We start from the raw sequence: 17,660 nt of genomic DNA on the forward strand, positions 1-17,660 counted from the left end.
ATGAAGGTTTTAATCACAGGGGCAACTGGTTTTCTAGGAAAATATGTAGTTGAAGAATTGAAAAATAATGGTTATCAGGTTGTTGCATTTGGAAGAAATGAGAAAATTGGCAAGACTTTGATTGACAGTAATGTTGAGTTTTTTAAGGGAGATATAGAAAATAAGGAAGATTTGCTAGGAGCTTTGCAAGGATGCAGTGCAGTAATTCATGCTGCGGCATTATCTACAGTTTGGGGTAAATGGAGCAATTTTTATAAGGTAAATGTGTTAGGAACTCGAAATATTGTTGAAATTTGTGAGAAGCAAGGCCTAAAATTAGTTTTTGTTTCATCTCCCAGCATATATGCTGGGGGAAAGGATCAGCTAGATGTTAAGGAAAATGAGGCTCCAAAGGATAATAACCTTAATTTTTATATAAAAAGTAAAATTATGGCAGAAAATATAATCAAGAATTCCAAGCTAAATTATATGATAATTCGCCCACGTGGATTATTTGGAATCGGAGATACAAGCATAATTCCAAGACTTCTAGATTTGAATAAAAAAATGGGAATACCTCTTTTTGCTGATGGAAAACAAAAAGTCGATGTAACTTGTGTTGAAAATGTTGCCTATGCTTTAAGGCTGGCACTAGAAAATGAAAAGTATTCACGGCAGACTTATAATATAACAAATGATGAGCCGATAGAATTTAAGGAAATTTTGACATTGTTCTTTAACGAGATGGGAACAGAAGGTAAATATTTAAAATGGAACTACAGACTAATTTTAATTCTAGTTTCAATTTTAGAAAAAGTTTATAAACTTTTTGGAATTGAAAAAGAGCCTCCTCTTACCAAATATACGCTATATTTAATGAGATACAGCCAGACTTTGAATATTGACAAGGCAAAAAAAGAATTAGGATACTATCCCCAAATATCTGTCCTTGAAGGAGTAAAAAAATATGTTAAGCACATCAGAGAAAATGATAGAAAAAGTTGAATATTTTGCCTGCGGCTATTGTACAAATGATTTAAAGAAGGTTTTTAAAGGTTTTGGTAAGACAGTAGTTGATTTTTATGCGGGAGTGTTTTTGATAAAGCATAAAAGAATGGGCTATATTCTTTATGATACTGGTTATTCTATGGATATTTTAAAAAATAAATTTAAATATTTTTTGTATAGATTTCCCAATCCGATAACCTTAAAAAAAGAAGATACAATTGATTACCAGCTTAGAAAAAAAGGTATAAGTATAGAAGAAATAAAATATATAATTGTTTCACATTTACATCCTGATCATATTGGAGGATTGAAATTTTTTCCAAACTCTAATTTAATATTAACTGAGACTTGCTATAATAGTTTTAAGTCAAAAAAAGATAATATTTTGATTTTTAATGAACTTCTGCCAGATGATTTTGAAAATAGATTGACATTGATAAGAAAGGAAAATTATAAGGAAAACAAGTTGTTTTTGTATAAAAATAGTTTTGATTTATTTTCTGATTCATCTATGCTTATGGTTGAGATAGATGGACATGCAAAAGGTCAGGCATGTGTATATATGCCGGAATTAAAACTGTTTATTGGTGCTGATGTATGCTGGGGGACTGAATATCTTCCGTTTACAGATAAAATGAAATGGCTTGCTAGAAAAATACAGAATAACTTTGAGGATTACCAGCAGGGAAGTGATTTTTTAAAAAAATTGTTAAAAGATGATATTTCTGTTGTAGTCAGTCATGATAATAAAGAAAAGGTAAAGAGGATATTGAATGAAAAAAATATTTAAAATTATATCAAGTTTTATAAAAATAAGATATTTTAATAAATGGAATTCACGAGATAAACTTTTGGAATACCAAAAAAAGCAGGTAAATAAACACTTAAAATTTCTAAAAGAAAAATCTCCATATTTTAAAACTCACGAAATTTCTGAAAATTTTGTTATGAACAAGGTATTTATGATGGAAAATTTTGATGAACTTAATACTTTAGGAGTAAAAAGGGATGAAGCCATGGAAATCGCCTTAAATAGTGAAAAAACAAGAAATTTTGATCAGAAATACAAAGATATTTCAGTAGGGCTGTCTTCTGGAACTTCTGGACATAGAGGAATGTTTATTACTACTCCTGAAGAGCAAGGTATATGGGCAGGGACGATTTTGGCTAAAATGCTGCCTAAAAATAGCATTCTTGGACATAGAATAGCATTTTTCCTAAGAGCAGACAATGATTTGTATAAATCTATAAATTCTTTTTTAATAAGTTTGGAATATTTTGACACTTTTAAAGATATTGATGGACATATTGAGAGGTTGAATGAATACAATCCAACTATTATTGTTGCTCCCCCCTCCTTACTACTAATGCTGGCTAAAAAGATAGAGGAAGGCAAATTAAAAACTTTTGTGAAAAAGGTTGTTTCAGTTGCAGAAATTTTGGAAAAACCTGATGAGGAATATATAAAAAAGCAGTTTAATTTAAAAGTAATTCATCAGATTTACCAGGCGACAGAAGGTTTTTTAGCCTGTACTTGTGAATATGGACATCTTCATTTGAATGAAGATTTAATAAAATTTGACAGGAAATATATAGATGCAAAAAGATTTTATCCGATAATTACAGATTTCAGGAGGACAAGCCAGCCTTTTGTAAATTACTATTTGAATGATATTCTAGTTGAATCAGAAGAACCATGTGAGTGCGGTTCTGTTTTACAGAGAATTGAAAAGATTGAAGGGCGTTCAGATGATATTTTCAGGTTTATAAATAAATTTGATAAAGAAATTACTGTATTTCCAGATTTTATTAGAAGAACAATACTTTTTGCTGAGAATATAAGAGAATATCAGGTTTTTCAAATAAATAGCAATTTACTGGAGATTGCAATTTTGAATGTAAATAATGAACAAGAAAAGTTGGTAAGAAAAGAATTTGATAAATTGTTCAATTCTTTGGATATAGAAAATGTAGAAATCAGATTTATAGATTATAAAACAGATAGCACAAAAAAATTAAAAAGAATAATAAGAAAGGTTATAGAATGAGAAGAATTCAATTTAAAGGATATGGAATAGAATTACCAAAAAATACAGTTGAACTTAAAGGACAAGTTCGTTATAGAATAAGTGAAGGTGAAAGCCAAATTTCTCTTGCTGTTTCCGCCTGTGAAAAAGCGTTAAAAAATACAAATATAACAATTAATGATATTGATTGCATAGTTTCAGCCAGTGCTGTCGGAATACAGCCTATACCATGCACAGCAGCCCTAATTCATGAAAAAATAGCAAAAGGGACTTCAATTCCAGCTCTTGATATAAATACTACCTGTACAAGTTTTATAACTGCACTGGATACCATGTCATACCTTGTAGAAGCAGGAAGATATGAAAGAGTACTGATAGTTTCCTGCGATGTAGCTTCAAAAGCCTTAAATCCAAAACAAAAGGAAAGTTTCCAGCTTTTCAGCGATGGAGCGGCAGCATTTGTAATTGAAAAAACTGAAAAGGAAATAGGAGTTATTGATGCAATACAGAAAACATGGTCAGAAGGAGCACATTCAACTGAAATTCGAGGAGGTTTAAGCAATTTTCATCCCAAAAATTATTCTGAAATTACAAAAGAGGAATATATGTTCGATATGAACGGAAAAACAGTATTGTCTCTTTCAATAAGCAAAATTCCTGAATTAATGAAAAATTTTCTAAAAAATAATGGAATGAAAGTCTCAGATATAGATATGACAGTTCCCCATCAGGCTAGCGTTGCAATGCCTCTTGTAATGCAAAAATTAGGAATAGAAAAAGATAAATTTTTAGACGAGGTCAAGGAATTTGGAAATATGGTATCAGCATCTGTTCCTATAACATTAGTTCATGGACTGGAAAATGGAAGAATTAAAAGCGGCAATACAATCTTGCTTATTGGAACAGCGGCTGGACTTACTACAAATATGATGCTAATTAAATTATAGCTATAATTAATAATAATTTTTTAAGTTTGGAATTTTTTATGTTAAAATAAAGAAAGTAAATGTAAAACTTGGAAGAGGTATGAAATGGAAGAGAAAGAAATAAAGATTTTTCAGATGTTTTTTATCATTGGGATTGTTATTAATTATTTTACGAAAGGTCTGAAAGTCAATGAAGTTTAAATTTTTAAATTGTATATTTCTGATATGTTTTATATTTAGTGGTGTACTGTATTCGGATGAAAAAAGAAAAGTTGAAGAGAAAGAAGTTGAAATTATTGATGGAAAGGCCTATGTAAAAGGAGAAAACAAGCCGTTTTCAGGGAATATAATAGTCCGATATGATAGTGGAGAAATTTCAAGTGTATATGCTCTTAAGGAAGGGTTGAGGCAGGGAATAATCAATTATCATTATAAAAATGGAAAATTAAAAGTTGAACTTACTTATGTTAATGATAAACTAAACGGAAATATGAAAGAGTTTTATGAAAACGGAAATATTCAATCAGAAACAGAATACAAAGATGATGTTTTATATGGAAAGAGAATAGAGCGTTATGAAAACGGGAACTTGAAAACAACATCTGAATGGAATCGATTTTTGGATGGAGAAAAAATAGAATATCATAAAAATGGTAAAATTAAGAAAAAAGAAATTTATAAAAATGGAGAGTTGCAGAAAGATGGATTAAGTAAATTTTCGAATATTTTGGTAATATTGGCATTTGGAATACCATTTTTGACTTTACCATTTTCTTTCTTCAAAATATATAAACAGTTTCCGAAGGTAAAATTACTGGATGAATATCAGAAAGAAAAAATATTAGAAATTTTGGTAAAATATAATTCACACATTACATCTTTACTTTCAAGTTATTCTATTAATGGAACTGGAACAACTTATGTAAAAATTAGAAATTTTAAAATTAGAGAAGAAAAATTTTCAATTTCAGCAAAAATGTATTCAGTATTTTGGATGCCAATGCCATATATTATTGGATATATAGTTTGCCGTGATAAAGATAAAATAATTTCTTCTTTTTCAAAAGAAAGCTTTCAAAAAATAAAAGATGAAATACAGGAAAAAATCGAGAATAAAAAAACAAAAAAACTTTAGATATAGGAGGCAATGACTATGCTGGCGGATTACCATATGCATTGTAAATATAGTGACGATTCAGATGAATTGCTGGAGAATAATATTAAAAGTGCAATAGAAAAAGGATTTAACGAAATTTGTTTTACGGATCATGTAGATTATGGAATAAAAATTGATTATGATGTTTATAAGAAATTATCAAAGGAAGATAGAAAAAATGCTGTTTTAAATGTTGATTATCCAAATTATTTTACTGAAATTGAAAAATTTCAAAAAATTTATCAGAATAAACTCGTGATAAAAAAAGGGCTGGAGTTTGGAATACAGACTCATACAATTCCACAATTTCAAAAATTATTTGACAATTATGATTTAGATTTTGTAATTTTATCATGTCATCAGGTTGGAGATAAAGAGTTTTGGAAACAAGATTTTCAAAAAGGAAAAACTCCAGATGAGTATAATGCTGAATATTATGAAGAAATTTACAAGGTAATTAATAATTTTAAAGATTATAGCATTTTAGGACATTTAGATTTAATTCAAAGATACAATAAACAATTTGAAGGTGAGGTTTATCCCTTTGAAAAAAATAAAGAAGTCATTACAAAAATATTGAAAAAAGTTATTGAAGACGGGAAAGGGATAGAAGTAAATACTTCAAGTTTTGCTTATGGATTAGATGATTTGACACCATCAAGAGATATATTAAAATTATATTATGAACTTGGCGGAAAGATAATAACGGCTGGATCGGATGCTCATAAAGCGAAAGATGTTGGAAGACATATAAAAGAAATTTATAATGAATTAAAAGAAATTGGATTTAAAGAGATTTGTACTTATGAAAAAATGAAGCCTATTTTTCATAAACTATAAAATTAGGAATTAAAAATTTGGAGAGAAAAATTGGAGGATAAAAAAATGTCAGAAATGAAAAATGAAATGAAAAAACCAAAAACTTTGTTTGATAAAGTTTGGGAGAAACACGTAATTACAGGAGAGCCTGGAGAAGCACAATTGCTTTATATAGATTTACACTTAATTCACGAGGTTACTTCGCCACAGGCGTTTTCAGGGTTGAGACTTGCTGGAAGAAAGGTTAGACGGCCTGACTTGACTTTTGGAACGATGGATCATAACACGCCTACAATAATGTCACAAAGACTGAATATTAGAGATAAGATTTCTAAGGCACAGCTTGATGCACTTGCTGCGAACTGTAAGGAATTTGGGATTGAACTTGTTGATATGTTTAATGAAAATAATGGAATTGTGCATATGGTGGGGCCTGAGCAGGGACTTACGCAACCTGGAAAAACTGTAGTTTGTGGAGATAGCCATACTGCGACTCATGGGGCATTTGGAGCGATTGCATTTGGAATTGGGACAAGTGAAGTTGAGCATGTTCTGGCAACACAGACAATTTGGCAAAAGAAACCTAAGACAATGGGAATTGAAATTACTGGAAAATTACAAAAGGGTGTATACGCAAAAGATATTATTTTACATATAATTAAGACTTATGGAATTGGACTTGGAAATGGATATGCCTTTGAATTTTTTGGAGATACGATAAGAGGGCTTTCGATGGAAGAAAGAATGACAATATGCAATATGGCGATTGAAGGTGGGGGAAAATCAGGAATTATCGCACCTGATGAAACCACATTTAATTATGTGAAAGGAAGAAGATTTGCACCAAAAGGTGAGGAATTTGAGAAAAAAGTGGCTGAATGGAAGGAATTGTATACAGATTCTGTAGAAGCCTTTGACAAGCATATAAAAATAGATGTTACAAATCTTGAGCCACAAGTTACTTGGGGAACAAATCCTGAAATGGGAATCAATGTTACTGAAAAATTTCCAGAAATCAAAGATCATAATGATGAAAAAGCATACGAATACATGGGCTTAAAACCAGGACAAACTCCATTTGACATACCTTTAAAGCACGTATTTATCGGATCTTGTACAAATGGAAGATTGAGCGACCTGGAAATTGTCGCAAAAATTGTAAAAGGAAAGAAGGTTGCGCCAAATATTACGGCAGTTGTAGTTCCTGGCTCACAAGTTGTTAAAAAAGCGGCTGAAGAAAATGGAATTGCACAAATCTTGAAAGATGCCGGATTTGAATGGAGAGAAGCTGGATGTTCAACTTGTCTTGGGATGAATCCTGACTTGATACCAGCTGGAGAGCATTGTGCCTCAACTTCTAACAGAAATTTTGAAGGACGGCAAGGAAAAGGAGCAAGAACACATCTAGTAAGTCCAGCGATGGCTGCTGCTGCTGCAATTTATGGGAAATTTGTGGATGTAAGGGAATTGGATGAGGTAAAATAAGAGAATAGATACTGGTTAATGATAATTAATAAGAATAAAAAAATTGAAAGAGAGAAAAATACTATGAAAAAGATAACTTTTTATACAAATCCACGTTCGAGAGGAGCGATTGTAAGATGGATGCTAGAAGAATGCGGAGCAGAGTATGATGTAGTGCCTGTTCATTTTGGTAAAGAAATGAAATCAGAAAAATATCTTTCGGTAAATCCAATGGGGAAATCTCCAGCATTGGAGGTAGACGGAAAAGTAATTACAGAAACAGCAGCAATATTAATATTTTTAGCAGATATGTATCCTGAAAAAAACTTGATACCACTAGTTAATTCTTTGGAAAGAGGAGAATTTTATCGTTGGATGTTTTTTCTAGTTCAATTAGAATATGCTTTTATTGACAAATTTTTTGATGTTCCATCAAGTGAAGAGAGAAGAAGAAGTGTAGGCTATGGAGATTACGATACAGCATTAAATACCTTAACTGAATTTTTAAAAGGCAAAAAATATGTAATAGGAAATAATTTTACTGTGTTAGATTTGTATTTTACAGCAACATTAAGATGGGCAATATTTGTAGGGGGAATGCTTCCAAACGAAGGTATACTTGTGGATTATATGAATCAACATTTAACAAGAGAAGCAAATGTAAAAGGAAAGGAACTAGATCAAAAATTAGCCGAATCAATGGGGATAGTGTAGAAATTTAATCAAAAAAGGGATAAAAGATAAATTGAAAAACTCTTTTAAAAAGTAGTTAAAAATAAGATTTTTATATATAAAAAATGAAGGAGAGAAAAATGAAACCATTTACAAAATATGAAGGAACAATCGTTCCAATAATGAATGACAACATAGATACGGATCAATTAATTCCAAAACAATATTTAAAAAGTATCGAAAAAACAGGATTTGGGCAATATGTGTTTGATGAATGGAGATACAATGAGGACAGAACAGATAATATGGATTTTAATTTAAACAAGCCTGAATATAAGACAGGGACAATTTTGATTACAGGAGATAACTTTGGGTGCGGTTCGAGCAGGGAACATGCGGCTTGGGCATTGCAGGATTATGGATTTCATGTAATTGTTGCAGGAGGGTATTCAGGAATATTCTACATGAACTGGCTAAATAACGGACATTTGCCAATAACTTTGCCAGAAGCTGATAGACTGGAACTGGCTAAACTTCCTGGGGATGCTAAAGTGGTAGTTGATTTGGAAAATAACAAACTGACTGCAAATGGGAAAGATTATTTCTTTGAGCTGGAGGAAAGCTGGAAACAGAGATTACTAAAAGGGCTTGATTCGATTGGATTGACATTGGAACATGAGGATGAGATTAGGAAGTATGAGGAGAATCATAGATAATCTGAATAACTTAATTTGTGAAAAGAAAGATTTAAAAAATAGTTAGAAAAATCAAAAGAACAATTAAAAGCGGAAGAATATTTCAAGTAATATGGGATAGGGTATGATAAAAATTTTATTTATGGTATTAATTAAAAAAGAAAGAAATTTAAATTTGTAACTTAAATTTTTTGTATTTGGTGAAGGGAGAATATTGATTTATGTTTTCAATATTAGGTGCAGTATTATTTGGAGTTATAGCAATTATGACAGTTCTTGTTGCCTGCGGTTTACCTCTGGGCGAATTTACAATGGGCGGACAACATAAAATTTTACCTAAGAGATTTAGAGTTATGGCAGCCATTTCAGTGGGTATCCAAATTTTTGCAATGATAATTATTTTGCAAGCTGGAGGTTTTATTTCCTTATGGCTGTCTTTTAAGGTTACTAAATATATTTGTTTTTTCTTTGCTGTCTACCTATCTCTGAATACTATTATGAACATGATTTCAAAAAGCAGGAAAGAAAAATATGTTATGACTCCGCTTTCACTTATAGCTGGAATATGTTTTTGGATAACGGCATTTCAGATGTAGTATGTAAAATGAGGATAATCTATAGTGCATCAAATTGGAAATTTAAAGTAAAAATACGTATAAAAAAATTGATTTTTAGTATTGATTATTTATAAGCTTATGTATTTTTAAAGAATAATTTAGTATTATATGGGCTAATTTCTTTGATTCTTTGTGAAAAATTGACAAAAAGGTTAACGATATTATTGAGAAGGAAGTTGTTTGTTGAAATAATAGAATAAAAATTAGAAAGGAAAATTTAAAAGATGGCAGAAAAATCAAAAGAACAGTTGAAAGTAGAAGAATATTTCAAGCAAAATGGGATAGAGCATGATAAAAATTTTATTTATGGTATTAAAAGAGAACGAAATTTGAATTCATTTTTGATGATGGGACTTATTGGATTGATTATGAAAGCAGGGATGAAGCCGTGTTATATACTTTTTAAGGAGAATGAAATATTGTTTTTCGAAATTGGGATACTTGGTGGAATTAAAGGGCTTTTAACAAGAATAGATGTTGATGATATAGAAAAAATTGATTTAAAAAAAGGAATCTTAAACTATAAATTAACAATATCAGTAAGAGCTGGGGACAAAATAAAAAAAGAAATAATAAATTTTGCCCAAATTAATGGAAAGGCATGGTGGATGCAGAATAGAAATAATCTGATTGAAAGTGGGTACTTTGAAAAATTGGCTGAAAGAGTGGGCAAAAGAAGAATGTTGGAACAATAAATAAAAAAAGAAAGGTAACTTTATGAAAAAAATATTACTTTTATTGCTAATTTTAACAACTTTTGTAGTATCTTGCGGGAACGGAGGCAAAAATTCAAATGCAAATACAGAAGTTCAAAAGAGTGAGAAAAATAGTAAACAAATTGACAATAGTTTTGATTTTGAAATATATGGAGAAACATTGGAAGAGGCTCATAAAAATTTTAAGACAAAGATTGTCGATGGGCAAAAAACGGAATTTGTGCCAGATGGAAAACCAGATATTCCGCCTAAAAACAGTAAGTTTTCATTGGTAAATTATCCATCAAAATTAGGAGAAATGCCAATGTATATTACAGCAAAAGAAAATAACGGGAAAAAATATCCAGCGATCATATATTTAAATGGTGGATTTGGTGGAATTGGAGATAGTGAGTTTGGCTGGGATGAAGAATCGCCTAAAAATAATTATCAAGGGGCAGGTGCATTTAAAAGAGATGATTTTGTGCTTGCAATACCAAGTGCTAGAGGAGAAAATGAAAATCCTGGAAAATATGAAATGTTTTATGGGGAAATTGAAGACTTGGAAGAAGCTAGAAAATATGTGGCATCACTGCCTTATGTTGATTCAAATAGAATTTATCTCGTTGGACACAGTACAGGTGGGACAAAGGCATTGCTTCTAAGCGAATATTCAAAAGGTTTTCGAGCAGTTTTTGCAATAGGTGCCTTGCCAGATTTCTTTTGGGCAACAGAAAAACCTGATGAATATGGTGGAGTTCCATTTGATTTAACAAACCCTAGAGAAATAGCAGTAAGATCATCACTTCGATACGTCCGTTCAATAACAGCACCAACTTTTCACTTTGAAGGGCAGGAAGAAAGAAGAGATATTCTATTTGAGCCTATGCAAAAAGCCGCAGATAAATACAAAATACCATTCAAGAAATACCGAATTGCAGGTGGAGATCATTTTAATATCATTTATCCATTAACAACAATGATTGCACAGAAAATCTTGGCTGATACAGGGACAAAAACGAATATTCAGTTTAGTGATGGGGATTTGGATGTGATTTCAAAAGGGATTGTGAGAGAATAAAAAATAAGTAGGAGATAAAAATGAAAAATCAATTTTTTAAAATAGTGTTATTAGCTGTTTTATCTTTCGGAATTATAAGTTTTTCTGCAAAAAATAAAATGATGACTGCAAAAGAATATACAGAGTATCAAAGAAAAAAAGCTGGAAAAGTAACTGCAATAATTGAAGATGGTTTTTTAAAAGAATTAGAAAGAAAAAGTGAAATAATTAATGGAAGTTTTAATTATAAGCAGATAAAAGGCGATAGAGGCATCTTAACTAAAATTTATGAAAATCAAGAGAAGAAAGTTGCAGAAGCTAAGGTAGAAATAGAAGATAATAATGGATTTAAAATAAATCCTTCAAGTGTTGAAGGAATTCCTTTTGAAGATAAATATATTAAATTTATAGAGATAGGAGTATCTAAGTGGTATGATAAATTTGGAAATTTAAAAACTGAACGAACTCATAGTGAAGATGGTGTATTAATGAATATAAATTTTTATGATGAAGCGGGAAAATTAGTAAAAAATTATAGAAGAGAAGGTGACAAAGGAATTGTTGAAGAATACAGCCCTGTTAAAAAAACTTATGAAGCAATATTATTAGAAGATAGTGCAGAATCAAAATTAACAACTCTTACTTGCTGTTTTCTTGATTAATTTTTATAAAAACGGATTTTAAATAAAGAAATTCTTGAGGCAATACAGGAAACTGAAGATGCTTCGGTTAAGAAAATTTAAAGAAAAGGGCATCATATTACAGAGGAATTACTTTAGGATTTGGAATTTAAAATTGGGAGTAATTGAGTAATTTAATAATTAGATGGAGGAATTAAATGTTAAAAAAACTTATATTTTTAATAATGTTGTTGAGTATGCAACTAGTTTTTGCAGATATAAAGGATATTAAAGAATTAGGAAAAGCAATGGACGATTTGTCATTTGAGAAATCGGCAGTAAGCGGTTCTAAAACAGCATATAAAGTAGGAATAGCAAAATATACATTTAATAGACCATATAAAAGTGGTGAAAAGCAATTAGAAGTACATTATTTGAATGGAAAAAGAGAAGGTGAAGCAAAATTTTATTATCAAAATGGAAATTTGATAGGAAAAGGTAATTATAAGAATGATAAAAAAGATGGACTTTGGGAATTTTTTGCTAGTGATGGTGGAAAAATTGTAGAAGTAAATTACAAAAATGGTCTTTTTGATGGGATTGTTACGGAATATTTTGAAAATGGGCAAATAAATACAGTTTCAAATTATGTTCAAGGGAAAAAAGAGGGTGAAGAGAAACAGTATTATATGTCTGGAAAATTGCAATCAACTGGAACTTATATAAATGATAAAGAAGAAGGAAAGGTTGTGATTTATTATCCTAGTGGAAAAATTTATATGACAAGTAATTTTTTGAATGATAAGCATAATGGCGAAATTAATTATTTTTATGAAAATGAGAAACCTCTTTTAAAAGGAACTTTTAGAAATTCAGAAGCTACTGGACTTTGGGAATTTTATGATGAAAAAGGTAATTTAAAGTATAAAGGCGAGTACAATGAAATCAAACCTAAATTTATGCCAGAGTTTGAAAAAAATAGACAAAAAATATTAAAGAAAAACTAGAAAAATTTTAAGAAAGGAAGTGCGAAAATGAACTACAAAATTGCAGTATTAAATGGAGATGGAATTGGGCCGGAAATAGTGGCTGAGGCGATAAAGGTTTTGGACAAGGTTGGAGAGAAGTTTGGACATCAATTTGAGTATGTTCGGGGATATCTTGGAGGGGAGTCTGTGGATAAGTATGGAGTTCCTTTGTCAAGTGAAACTGTGGAAGTTTGTAAAAATAGTGATGCTATTTTGCTTGGGGCTATTGGTGGGCCTAAATGGGATAATATTGAGCCTGAAAAACGTCCAGAGAGAGGGCTTCTTGCGATTAGGAAGGAACTTGGAGTTTATACGAATTTGCGACCTGCAATTTTGTTTAAATCGTTAAAAAGTGCGAGTCCTTTGAAGGAAGAAATAATTGGAGATAGACTTGATGTGATGATAGTAAGGGAGCTTACTGGAGGGCTTTATTTTGGGCATAGGGAATATTCTGATGAAAAGGCGTTTGATACACTTCCTTACACAAGACCTGAGATTGAGAGAATTGCGAAAAAAGCGTTTGAAATTGCAAAACTTAGAAATAAAAAACTTACGAGCGTAGATAAACACAATGTTTTAGATACTTCAAAATTGTGGAGAAAAGTTGTGGAAGAAATTTCAAAAGATTATCCTGAAGTGGAAGTTTCGCATATGTATGTGGATAATGCCGCAATGCAGCTGATTGCCAATCCTAGACAATTTGATGTGATTTTGACTGAAAATATGTTTGGAGATATTTTGTCAGATGAGGCTTCAATGCTTACAGGATCGCTTGGAATGCTGCCATCAGCGAGTCTTGGAGATGGAAAAGTTGGACTTTATGAACCAAGTCACGGTTCAGCACCTGATATTGCTGGAAAAAATATTGCAAACCCAATAGCAACAATACTTTCGGCAGTAATGATGTTAAGATATTCATTTAATCTTCAAAAAGAGTCTGATGCGATAGAAAAAGCTGTGGAAGAAGTGCTGGAAGCAGGATTTAGAACAGCTGATATTTATACAGATGGTATGAAGAAAGTTGGAACTGATGAAATGGGAACTGAAATTGCTAATAGAATTTAGGATTTAAAAATTTTGGAAAAAGAAGGATATTTTTATGGAAGAAATATTACACTATGAAAATGTAACTTTTAAGCGTAATGGCAGAGAAATACTGAAAGGAATTGATTGGCATATAAATAAAGGTGAAAATTGGGTACTTCTGGGGCTTAATGGTTCTGGAAAGTCAACTCTTCTTGGAATGATACCAGCCTATATTTTCCCAAGTTCTGGAGAAGTGCGAGTTTTTGGGCATAAATTTGGTAATTATTCTTGGAAAAAAATAAAGAATCGAGTTGGTTTTGTAAGTTCGACATTAAATAATTTTTCAAGTACATTAAATGGTGAAAAACTGGAAGATGTTGTAATTTCTGGAAAGTTTAGTTCTATTGGAATTTATGATGAAGTTACAGATAAGGATAGGGAAAAGGCGGATAAGATTATTGAGGATTTTAAGATTTCGTATATAAAAAATAATCATTTTGGAACTTTGTCGCAAGGGGAGCAACGACGGACATTGCTTGCAAGAGCGTTTATGAATGAGCCTGATTTGCTTATATTGGACGAGCCTTGTTCAGGGCTTGATGTAACTTCGAGAGAATATTTTTTGAAAGTGCTTGAAGAAAATTCCAAAAATAATAATGCAATACCGTTTATTTATGTAACTCATCAGATTGAGGAAATTGTGCCATCAGTAACTCACGTGGCACTTCTTCACGATGGAAAGATTTTAGCAAAAGGGCTTAAAAAGGATATTTTGACAGATAAATTACTTTCTCAGATGTTCGGATTGGATGTGAAGATTGTTTGGGAAAATGAAAGACCTTGGCTGATTGTGAGATAAATTTAGGATTTACCTAAAAGGAGATGATTTATTAAACATGGATAAAAGCAGAAAATTTATAGCGGTAATTTTAGCACTGCTTGCGGCTATTTTTTATGCAATAAATACACCGTTTTCTAAAGTGCTTTTAAATAAGATTCCTCCCACATTGATGGCATCTTTTCTATATTTGGGAGCTGGAACAGGGGTAGGCATTATGTACTTGTTTCGTAGAAAAGCCGAAGAAAAGTATAAAAAGTTAAGTAAGGCAGATTTACCTTATACTGTTGGAATGATTGTCCTTGATATTGCGGCACCTATATTTCTGATGATTGGTATAAATATTGGTTCAGCTTCAAATGCTTCACTGCTTGGTAACTTTGAAATTGTAGCAACAACAATTATTGCTCTTCTGATATTTAAGGAGAAAGTAACATCAAAGTTGTGGATTGCTATTGGATTTATCACAATATCAAGTATAGTTCTTTCATTTGAAGGGGCTGAAAGTTTCCAATTTTCATTAGGTTCATTGTTTGTTATATTGGCAACGTGTTGTTGGGGACTTGAAAATAACTGCACTAGAAAAATTGCAGATAAAAGTACTTATGAGATTGTTTTATTAAAAGGATTTTTCTCTGGCAGCGGTTCATTTATAGTCGCCCTTATTTTGGGAGAAAGAATTCCTGAAATGAAATATATAATAGCTGCTTTGCTACTTGGATTTGTGGCATATGGACTCAGCATTTTTATGTATATCAGAGCACAAAGAGATTTAGGTGCTGCAAAAACTAGTGCATATTATGCTGTAGCTCCATTTGTAGGAACTTTTTTAGCATTTGTAGTAAATGGAGAAAAACTTACTTTGGTATATTTCATTGGTCTTATCTTTATGATAATTGGTAGTGCAGTTGTCGTATATGATACAATGGTTAAACGTCACAGTCATAGTCATTCTCACATAATTGTTCATACGCATGATGGAAAAACACATACTCATTTTATCACGCATGAACATGAACATAGTCACTTTATATCAGAGAAAAAGCATAATCACAAACATAAAGATTATATAAATAGCATAGAACATAAATTAATACACGAAAAGGAATTGTAGATTTATAAAAGTGCTGTATTTAAAACATAACAAACTAAAGTTTAAAACAAAAGAAACATTAGGAAAAATAAAAAAAAATTAAGCAAGATTAAAATTGTTCAAGAAATTAAAAATTTTTAGAGGTAAGAAAAATGTAATGGCAACACCTCCAACTTAAATCGAAATAGTATAAAATTACGAGGAGATTATAAGATGAACAATTATATAAAATTAAATGAAGATAGATGGAATAATGTAAAAAATGACTATACTGAGCCATTGACACATGAAGAATTAGAAGAAGTTAGAAATAATCCAATTTCTGTTGCATTAACTGTTGGGAAAAAAGTCCCGAAAGAATGGTTTGAAAAAGCAAACGGAAAAAAGATATTAGGTTTAGCTTGTGGTGGTGGACAGCAGGGTCCAGTTTTTGCTATAAAAGGTTATGATGTAACCATAATGGATTTTTCTAAATCACAATTACAAAGAGATGATATGGTTGCTGAAAGAGAAGGCTTAAAAATCAATACAGTTCAAGGCGATATGACAAAACCATTTCCATTTGAAAATGAAACTTTTGATATTATTTTTAATCCAGTTTCAAATGTATATATAGAAGATTTAGAAAACATGTATAAAGAAGCCTCTAGAGTATTGAAAAAGGGTGGACTGTTAATGGTCGGATTTATGAATCCTTGGATATACATGTATGATGCTGACATTGTATGGGACAAACCCGATGAGGAATTACTTTTAAAGTTTTCAATACCTTTTAATTCAAAAGAGCTTGAAGAGGAAGGCAAAATAACCATAAATCCAGAATATGGATATGAATTTAGCCATACCTTAGAAACTCAGATTAGAGGACAACTTAAAAATGGTCTCGCTATGATAGATTTTTATGAATCGTGTGACAAAAGACATAGATTATCACGTTATGGAAATGACTATATAGCTACACTTTGCATTAAACTATAATGTTATAGAGCATACTTCAGGAGAATAGCCCGTTTTATTTTCCGTAAGGGTTAAAATCTAAAAATTAGAATTTTGTAATTAATAGAAATTAATGTTTTTAATAAAATGAAAAAAGAGGAAACTTATGGATTTTAATAAACTTTATGAAAAAATGATTCAGCATAAAAATGAAGAACAGGCACGACAAATGTCAAAATATATGCTTAATAAATTTGAATATATTGGAATTAAGACGCCTGAAAGACGCAAAATATTTAAAAATTTTTTCAAGGAATACAAGAATGAAGAAAAAATCGACTGGGAATTTGTAAATAAATGCTGGGAAAATAAGTACAGGGAATTTCAGTATATTGCAGCAGATTACCTAAAGAATATGAAAGATAAGTTGACAAGAGATGATATTCCAAAGCTTAAACAGTTAATCTTGAAAAAATCATGGTGGGATACGATAGACAATTTGGATATGACAATAGGAGCTTTGGCATTAAAGGATTCAAATGTGAATAAAATATTGCTGGAATGGAGTATTGATGAAAATATTTGGCTTAGAAGAATTGCCATTGATCATCAGCTTTTGAGAAAAGAAAAAACAAATACTGAATTACTGGAAAAGGTTTTAGAGAATAATCTGGGGCAGGCTGAATTTTTTATCAATAAGTCGATAGGCTGGGCATTGAGAGATTATAGCAAGACTAATCCTGAATGGGTAAAAAATTTTATTGAAAAAAATAAAGAAAAAATGGCAAAATTAAGTATTAGGGAAGCTAGTAAATATTTGTAATATTAAATTCTCTTTAAGTAACAAATTTATTATAGACTTTTTCAACAAAGTATATTTTCAAATAATTAAAATATAGTTTTCTAGTTCTAATAAAGTGACGGAGCTTTTATTTGTTCAACTACGACTGTCTGACGACTGGAAGGAGGAGTTTCGGAGTTGGGCAAATAAAAGTCGTAGT

19 protein-coding genes are annotated in these 17,660 nt (G+C 30.9%); all 19 read left to right on the top strand.

Annotation, left to right across the window (positions count from 1 at the left end):
- The 19 genes from FVE75_RS02360 (at nt 1) to FVE75_RS02450 (ending at nt 17,482) form a co-directional block, all read left to right on the top strand.
- Entirely contained in the window at nt 1-984 is a 984-nt protein-coding gene (locus FVE75_RS02360; protein WP_147005012.1) for an NAD-dependent epimerase/dehydratase family protein, read from the top strand.
- Nucleotides 947-1,777, top strand: coding sequence for an MBL fold metallo-hydrolase (locus FVE75_RS02365; RefSeq protein ID WP_172618759.1), 831 nt, complete (start codon nt 947-949; stop codon nt 1,775-1,777). The genes FVE75_RS02360 and FVE75_RS02365 overlap by 38 nt, the downstream gene beginning before the upstream one ends.
- The gene (locus FVE75_RS02370) at nt 1,761-3,035 is read left to right on the top strand and encodes a F390 synthetase-related protein (protein ID WP_147005013.1); all 1,275 of its coding nucleotides are present in this window, start codon (nt 1,761-1,763) and stop codon (nt 3,033-3,035) included. Before FVE75_RS02365 ends, FVE75_RS02370 begins: the two co-directional genes overlap by 17 nt.
- A complete protein-coding gene (locus FVE75_RS02375; protein ID WP_147005014.1) occupies nt 3,032-3,961 on the top strand; it encodes a 3-oxoacyl-[acyl-carrier-protein] synthase III C-terminal domain-containing protein in 930 nt (309 codons plus the stop codon). The genes FVE75_RS02370 and FVE75_RS02375 overlap by 4 nt, the downstream gene beginning before the upstream one ends.
- A 169-nt stretch (nt 3,962-4,130) precedes the next feature.
- Nucleotides 4,131-5,075 carry a toxin-antitoxin system YwqK family antitoxin gene (locus FVE75_RS02380; RefSeq protein ID WP_147005015.1) on the top strand — a complete coding sequence of 315 codons (945 nt, stop codon included), beginning with the start codon at nt 4,131-4,133 and terminating at the stop codon, nt 5,073-5,075.
- A gap of 18 nt (nt 5,076-5,093) precedes the next feature.
- Nucleotides 5,094-5,936 (top strand): histidinol-phosphatase HisJ family protein, encoded by an 843-nt coding sequence (locus FVE75_RS02385; RefSeq protein ID WP_147005016.1) that lies wholly within the window; start codon nt 5,094-5,096, stop codon nt 5,934-5,936.
- 45 nt (nt 5,937-5,981) lie between these two features.
- Nucleotides 5,982-7,400 carry a 3-isopropylmalate dehydratase large subunit gene (gene leuC / locus FVE75_RS02390; RefSeq protein WP_147005017.1) on the top strand — a complete coding sequence of 473 codons (1,419 nt, stop codon included), beginning with the start codon at nt 5,982-5,984 and terminating at the stop codon, nt 7,398-7,400.
- Nucleotides 7,401-7,463: 63 nt separating this feature from the next.
- Nucleotides 7,464-8,093 (top strand): glutathione S-transferase family protein, encoded by a 630-nt coding sequence (locus FVE75_RS02395; protein ID WP_232052590.1) that lies wholly within the window; start codon nt 7,464-7,466, stop codon nt 8,091-8,093.
- Nucleotides 8,094-8,191: 98 nt separating this feature from the next.
- The gene (gene leuD, locus FVE75_RS02400) at nt 8,192-8,767 is read left to right on the top strand and encodes a 3-isopropylmalate dehydratase small subunit (RefSeq protein WP_026749486.1); all 576 of its coding nucleotides are present in this window, start codon (nt 8,192-8,194) and stop codon (nt 8,765-8,767) included.
- 200 nt (nt 8,768-8,967) lie between these two features.
- Nucleotides 8,968-9,342, top strand: coding sequence for a hypothetical protein (locus FVE75_RS02405; protein WP_147005020.1), 375 nt, complete (start codon nt 8,968-8,970; stop codon nt 9,340-9,342).
- A gap of 245 nt (nt 9,343-9,587) precedes the next feature.
- Nucleotides 9,588-10,058 (top strand): hypothetical protein, encoded by a 471-nt coding sequence (locus tag FVE75_RS02410; RefSeq protein ID WP_147005021.1) that lies wholly within the window; start codon nt 9,588-9,590, stop codon nt 10,056-10,058.
- A gap of 22 nt (nt 10,059-10,080) precedes the next feature.
- Nucleotides 10,081-11,139: an alpha/beta hydrolase family protein gene (locus FVE75_RS02415; protein WP_147005023.1), complete on the top strand. Its 1,059-nt coding sequence runs from the start codon at nt 10,081-10,083 to the stop codon at nt 11,137-11,139.
- 20 nt (nt 11,140-11,159) lie between these two features.
- On the top strand, nt 11,160-11,780 hold the full coding sequence (locus tag FVE75_RS02420; protein ID WP_147005025.1) for a hypothetical protein: 621 nt from the start codon (nt 11,160-11,162) through the stop codon (nt 11,778-11,780).
- A gap of 176 nt (nt 11,781-11,956) precedes the next feature.
- Nucleotides 11,957-12,745, top strand: coding sequence for a toxin-antitoxin system YwqK family antitoxin (locus FVE75_RS02425; protein ID WP_147005026.1), 789 nt, complete (start codon nt 11,957-11,959; stop codon nt 12,743-12,745).
- A gap of 27 nt (nt 12,746-12,772) precedes the next feature.
- Nucleotides 12,773-13,831 carry a 3-isopropylmalate dehydrogenase gene (leuB, locus tag FVE75_RS02430; RefSeq protein ID WP_147005027.1) on the top strand — a complete coding sequence of 353 codons (1,059 nt, stop codon included), beginning with the start codon at nt 12,773-12,775 and terminating at the stop codon, nt 13,829-13,831.
- Between the two features lie 34 nt (nt 13,832-13,865).
- A complete protein-coding gene (locus FVE75_RS02435; RefSeq protein WP_147005028.1) occupies nt 13,866-14,651 on the top strand; it encodes an ABC transporter ATP-binding protein in 786 nt (261 codons plus the stop codon).
- Nucleotides 14,652-14,688: 37 nt separating this feature from the next.
- Entirely contained in the window at nt 14,689-15,744 is a 1,056-nt protein-coding gene (locus FVE75_RS02440; RefSeq protein WP_147005030.1) for a DMT family transporter, read from the top strand.
- Between the two features lie 192 nt (nt 15,745-15,936).
- On the top strand, nt 15,937-16,701 hold the full coding sequence (locus FVE75_RS02445) for a class I SAM-dependent methyltransferase (RefSeq protein WP_147005031.1): 765 nt from the start codon (nt 15,937-15,939) through the stop codon (nt 16,699-16,701).
- A 124-nt stretch (nt 16,702-16,825) separates the two neighbouring features.
- Nucleotides 16,826-17,482, top strand: a complete 657-nt coding sequence (locus tag FVE75_RS02450; protein WP_147005032.1) for a DNA alkylation repair protein — start codon at nt 16,826-16,828, stop codon at nt 17,480-17,482.
- Nucleotides 17,483-17,660 lie beyond the last annotated feature (178 nt).

Source organism: Leptotrichia hongkongensis (assembly GCF_007990635.1).
GTDB lineage: Bacteria > Fusobacteriota > Fusobacteriia > Fusobacteriales > Leptotrichiaceae > Leptotrichia > Leptotrichia hongkongensis.

Coding starts and splice junctions, on each gene's coding strand:
- FVE75_RS02360 (WP_147005012.1), top strand. CDS start 1: ATGAAGGTTTTAATCACAGGGGCAACTGGTTTTCTAGGAAAATATGTA.
- FVE75_RS02365 (WP_172618759.1), top strand. CDS start 947: ATGTTAAGCACATCAGAGAAAATGATAGAAAAAGTTGAATATTTTGCC.
- FVE75_RS02370 (WP_147005013.1), top strand. CDS start 1,761: ATGAAAAAAATATTTAAAATTATATCAAGTTTTATAAAAATAAGATAT.
- FVE75_RS02375 (WP_147005014.1), top strand. CDS start 3,032: ATGAGAAGAATTCAATTTAAAGGATATGGAATAGAATTACCAAAAAAT.
- FVE75_RS02380 (WP_147005015.1), top strand. CDS start 4,131: ATGAAGTTTAAATTTTTAAATTGTATATTTCTGATATGTTTTATATTT.
- FVE75_RS02385 (WP_147005016.1), top strand. CDS start 5,094: ATGCTGGCGGATTACCATATGCATTGTAAATATAGTGACGATTCAGAT.
- leuC (WP_147005017.1), top strand. CDS start 5,982: ATGTCAGAAATGAAAAATGAAATGAAAAAACCAAAAACTTTGTTTGAT.
- FVE75_RS02395 (WP_232052590.1), top strand. CDS start 7,464: ATGAAAAAGATAACTTTTTATACAAATCCACGTTCGAGAGGAGCGATT.
- leuD (WP_026749486.1), top strand. CDS start 8,192: ATGAAACCATTTACAAAATATGAAGGAACAATCGTTCCAATAATGAAT.
- FVE75_RS02405 (WP_147005020.1), top strand. CDS start 8,968: ATGTTTTCAATATTAGGTGCAGTATTATTTGGAGTTATAGCAATTATG.
- FVE75_RS02410 (WP_147005021.1), top strand. CDS start 9,588: ATGGCAGAAAAATCAAAAGAACAGTTGAAAGTAGAAGAATATTTCAAG.
- FVE75_RS02415 (WP_147005023.1), top strand. CDS start 10,081: ATGAAAAAAATATTACTTTTATTGCTAATTTTAACAACTTTTGTAGTA.
- FVE75_RS02420 (WP_147005025.1), top strand. CDS start 11,160: ATGAAAAATCAATTTTTTAAAATAGTGTTATTAGCTGTTTTATCTTTC.
- FVE75_RS02425 (WP_147005026.1), top strand. CDS start 11,957: ATGTTAAAAAAACTTATATTTTTAATAATGTTGTTGAGTATGCAACTA.
- leuB (WP_147005027.1), top strand. CDS start 12,773: ATGAACTACAAAATTGCAGTATTAAATGGAGATGGAATTGGGCCGGAA.
- FVE75_RS02435 (WP_147005028.1), top strand. CDS start 13,866: ATGGAAGAAATATTACACTATGAAAATGTAACTTTTAAGCGTAATGGC.
- FVE75_RS02440 (WP_147005030.1), top strand. CDS start 14,689: ATGGATAAAAGCAGAAAATTTATAGCGGTAATTTTAGCACTGCTTGCG.
- FVE75_RS02445 (WP_147005031.1), top strand. CDS start 15,937: ATGAACAATTATATAAAATTAAATGAAGATAGATGGAATAATGTAAAA.
- FVE75_RS02450 (WP_147005032.1), top strand. CDS start 16,826: ATGGATTTTAATAAACTTTATGAAAAAATGATTCAGCATAAAAATGAA.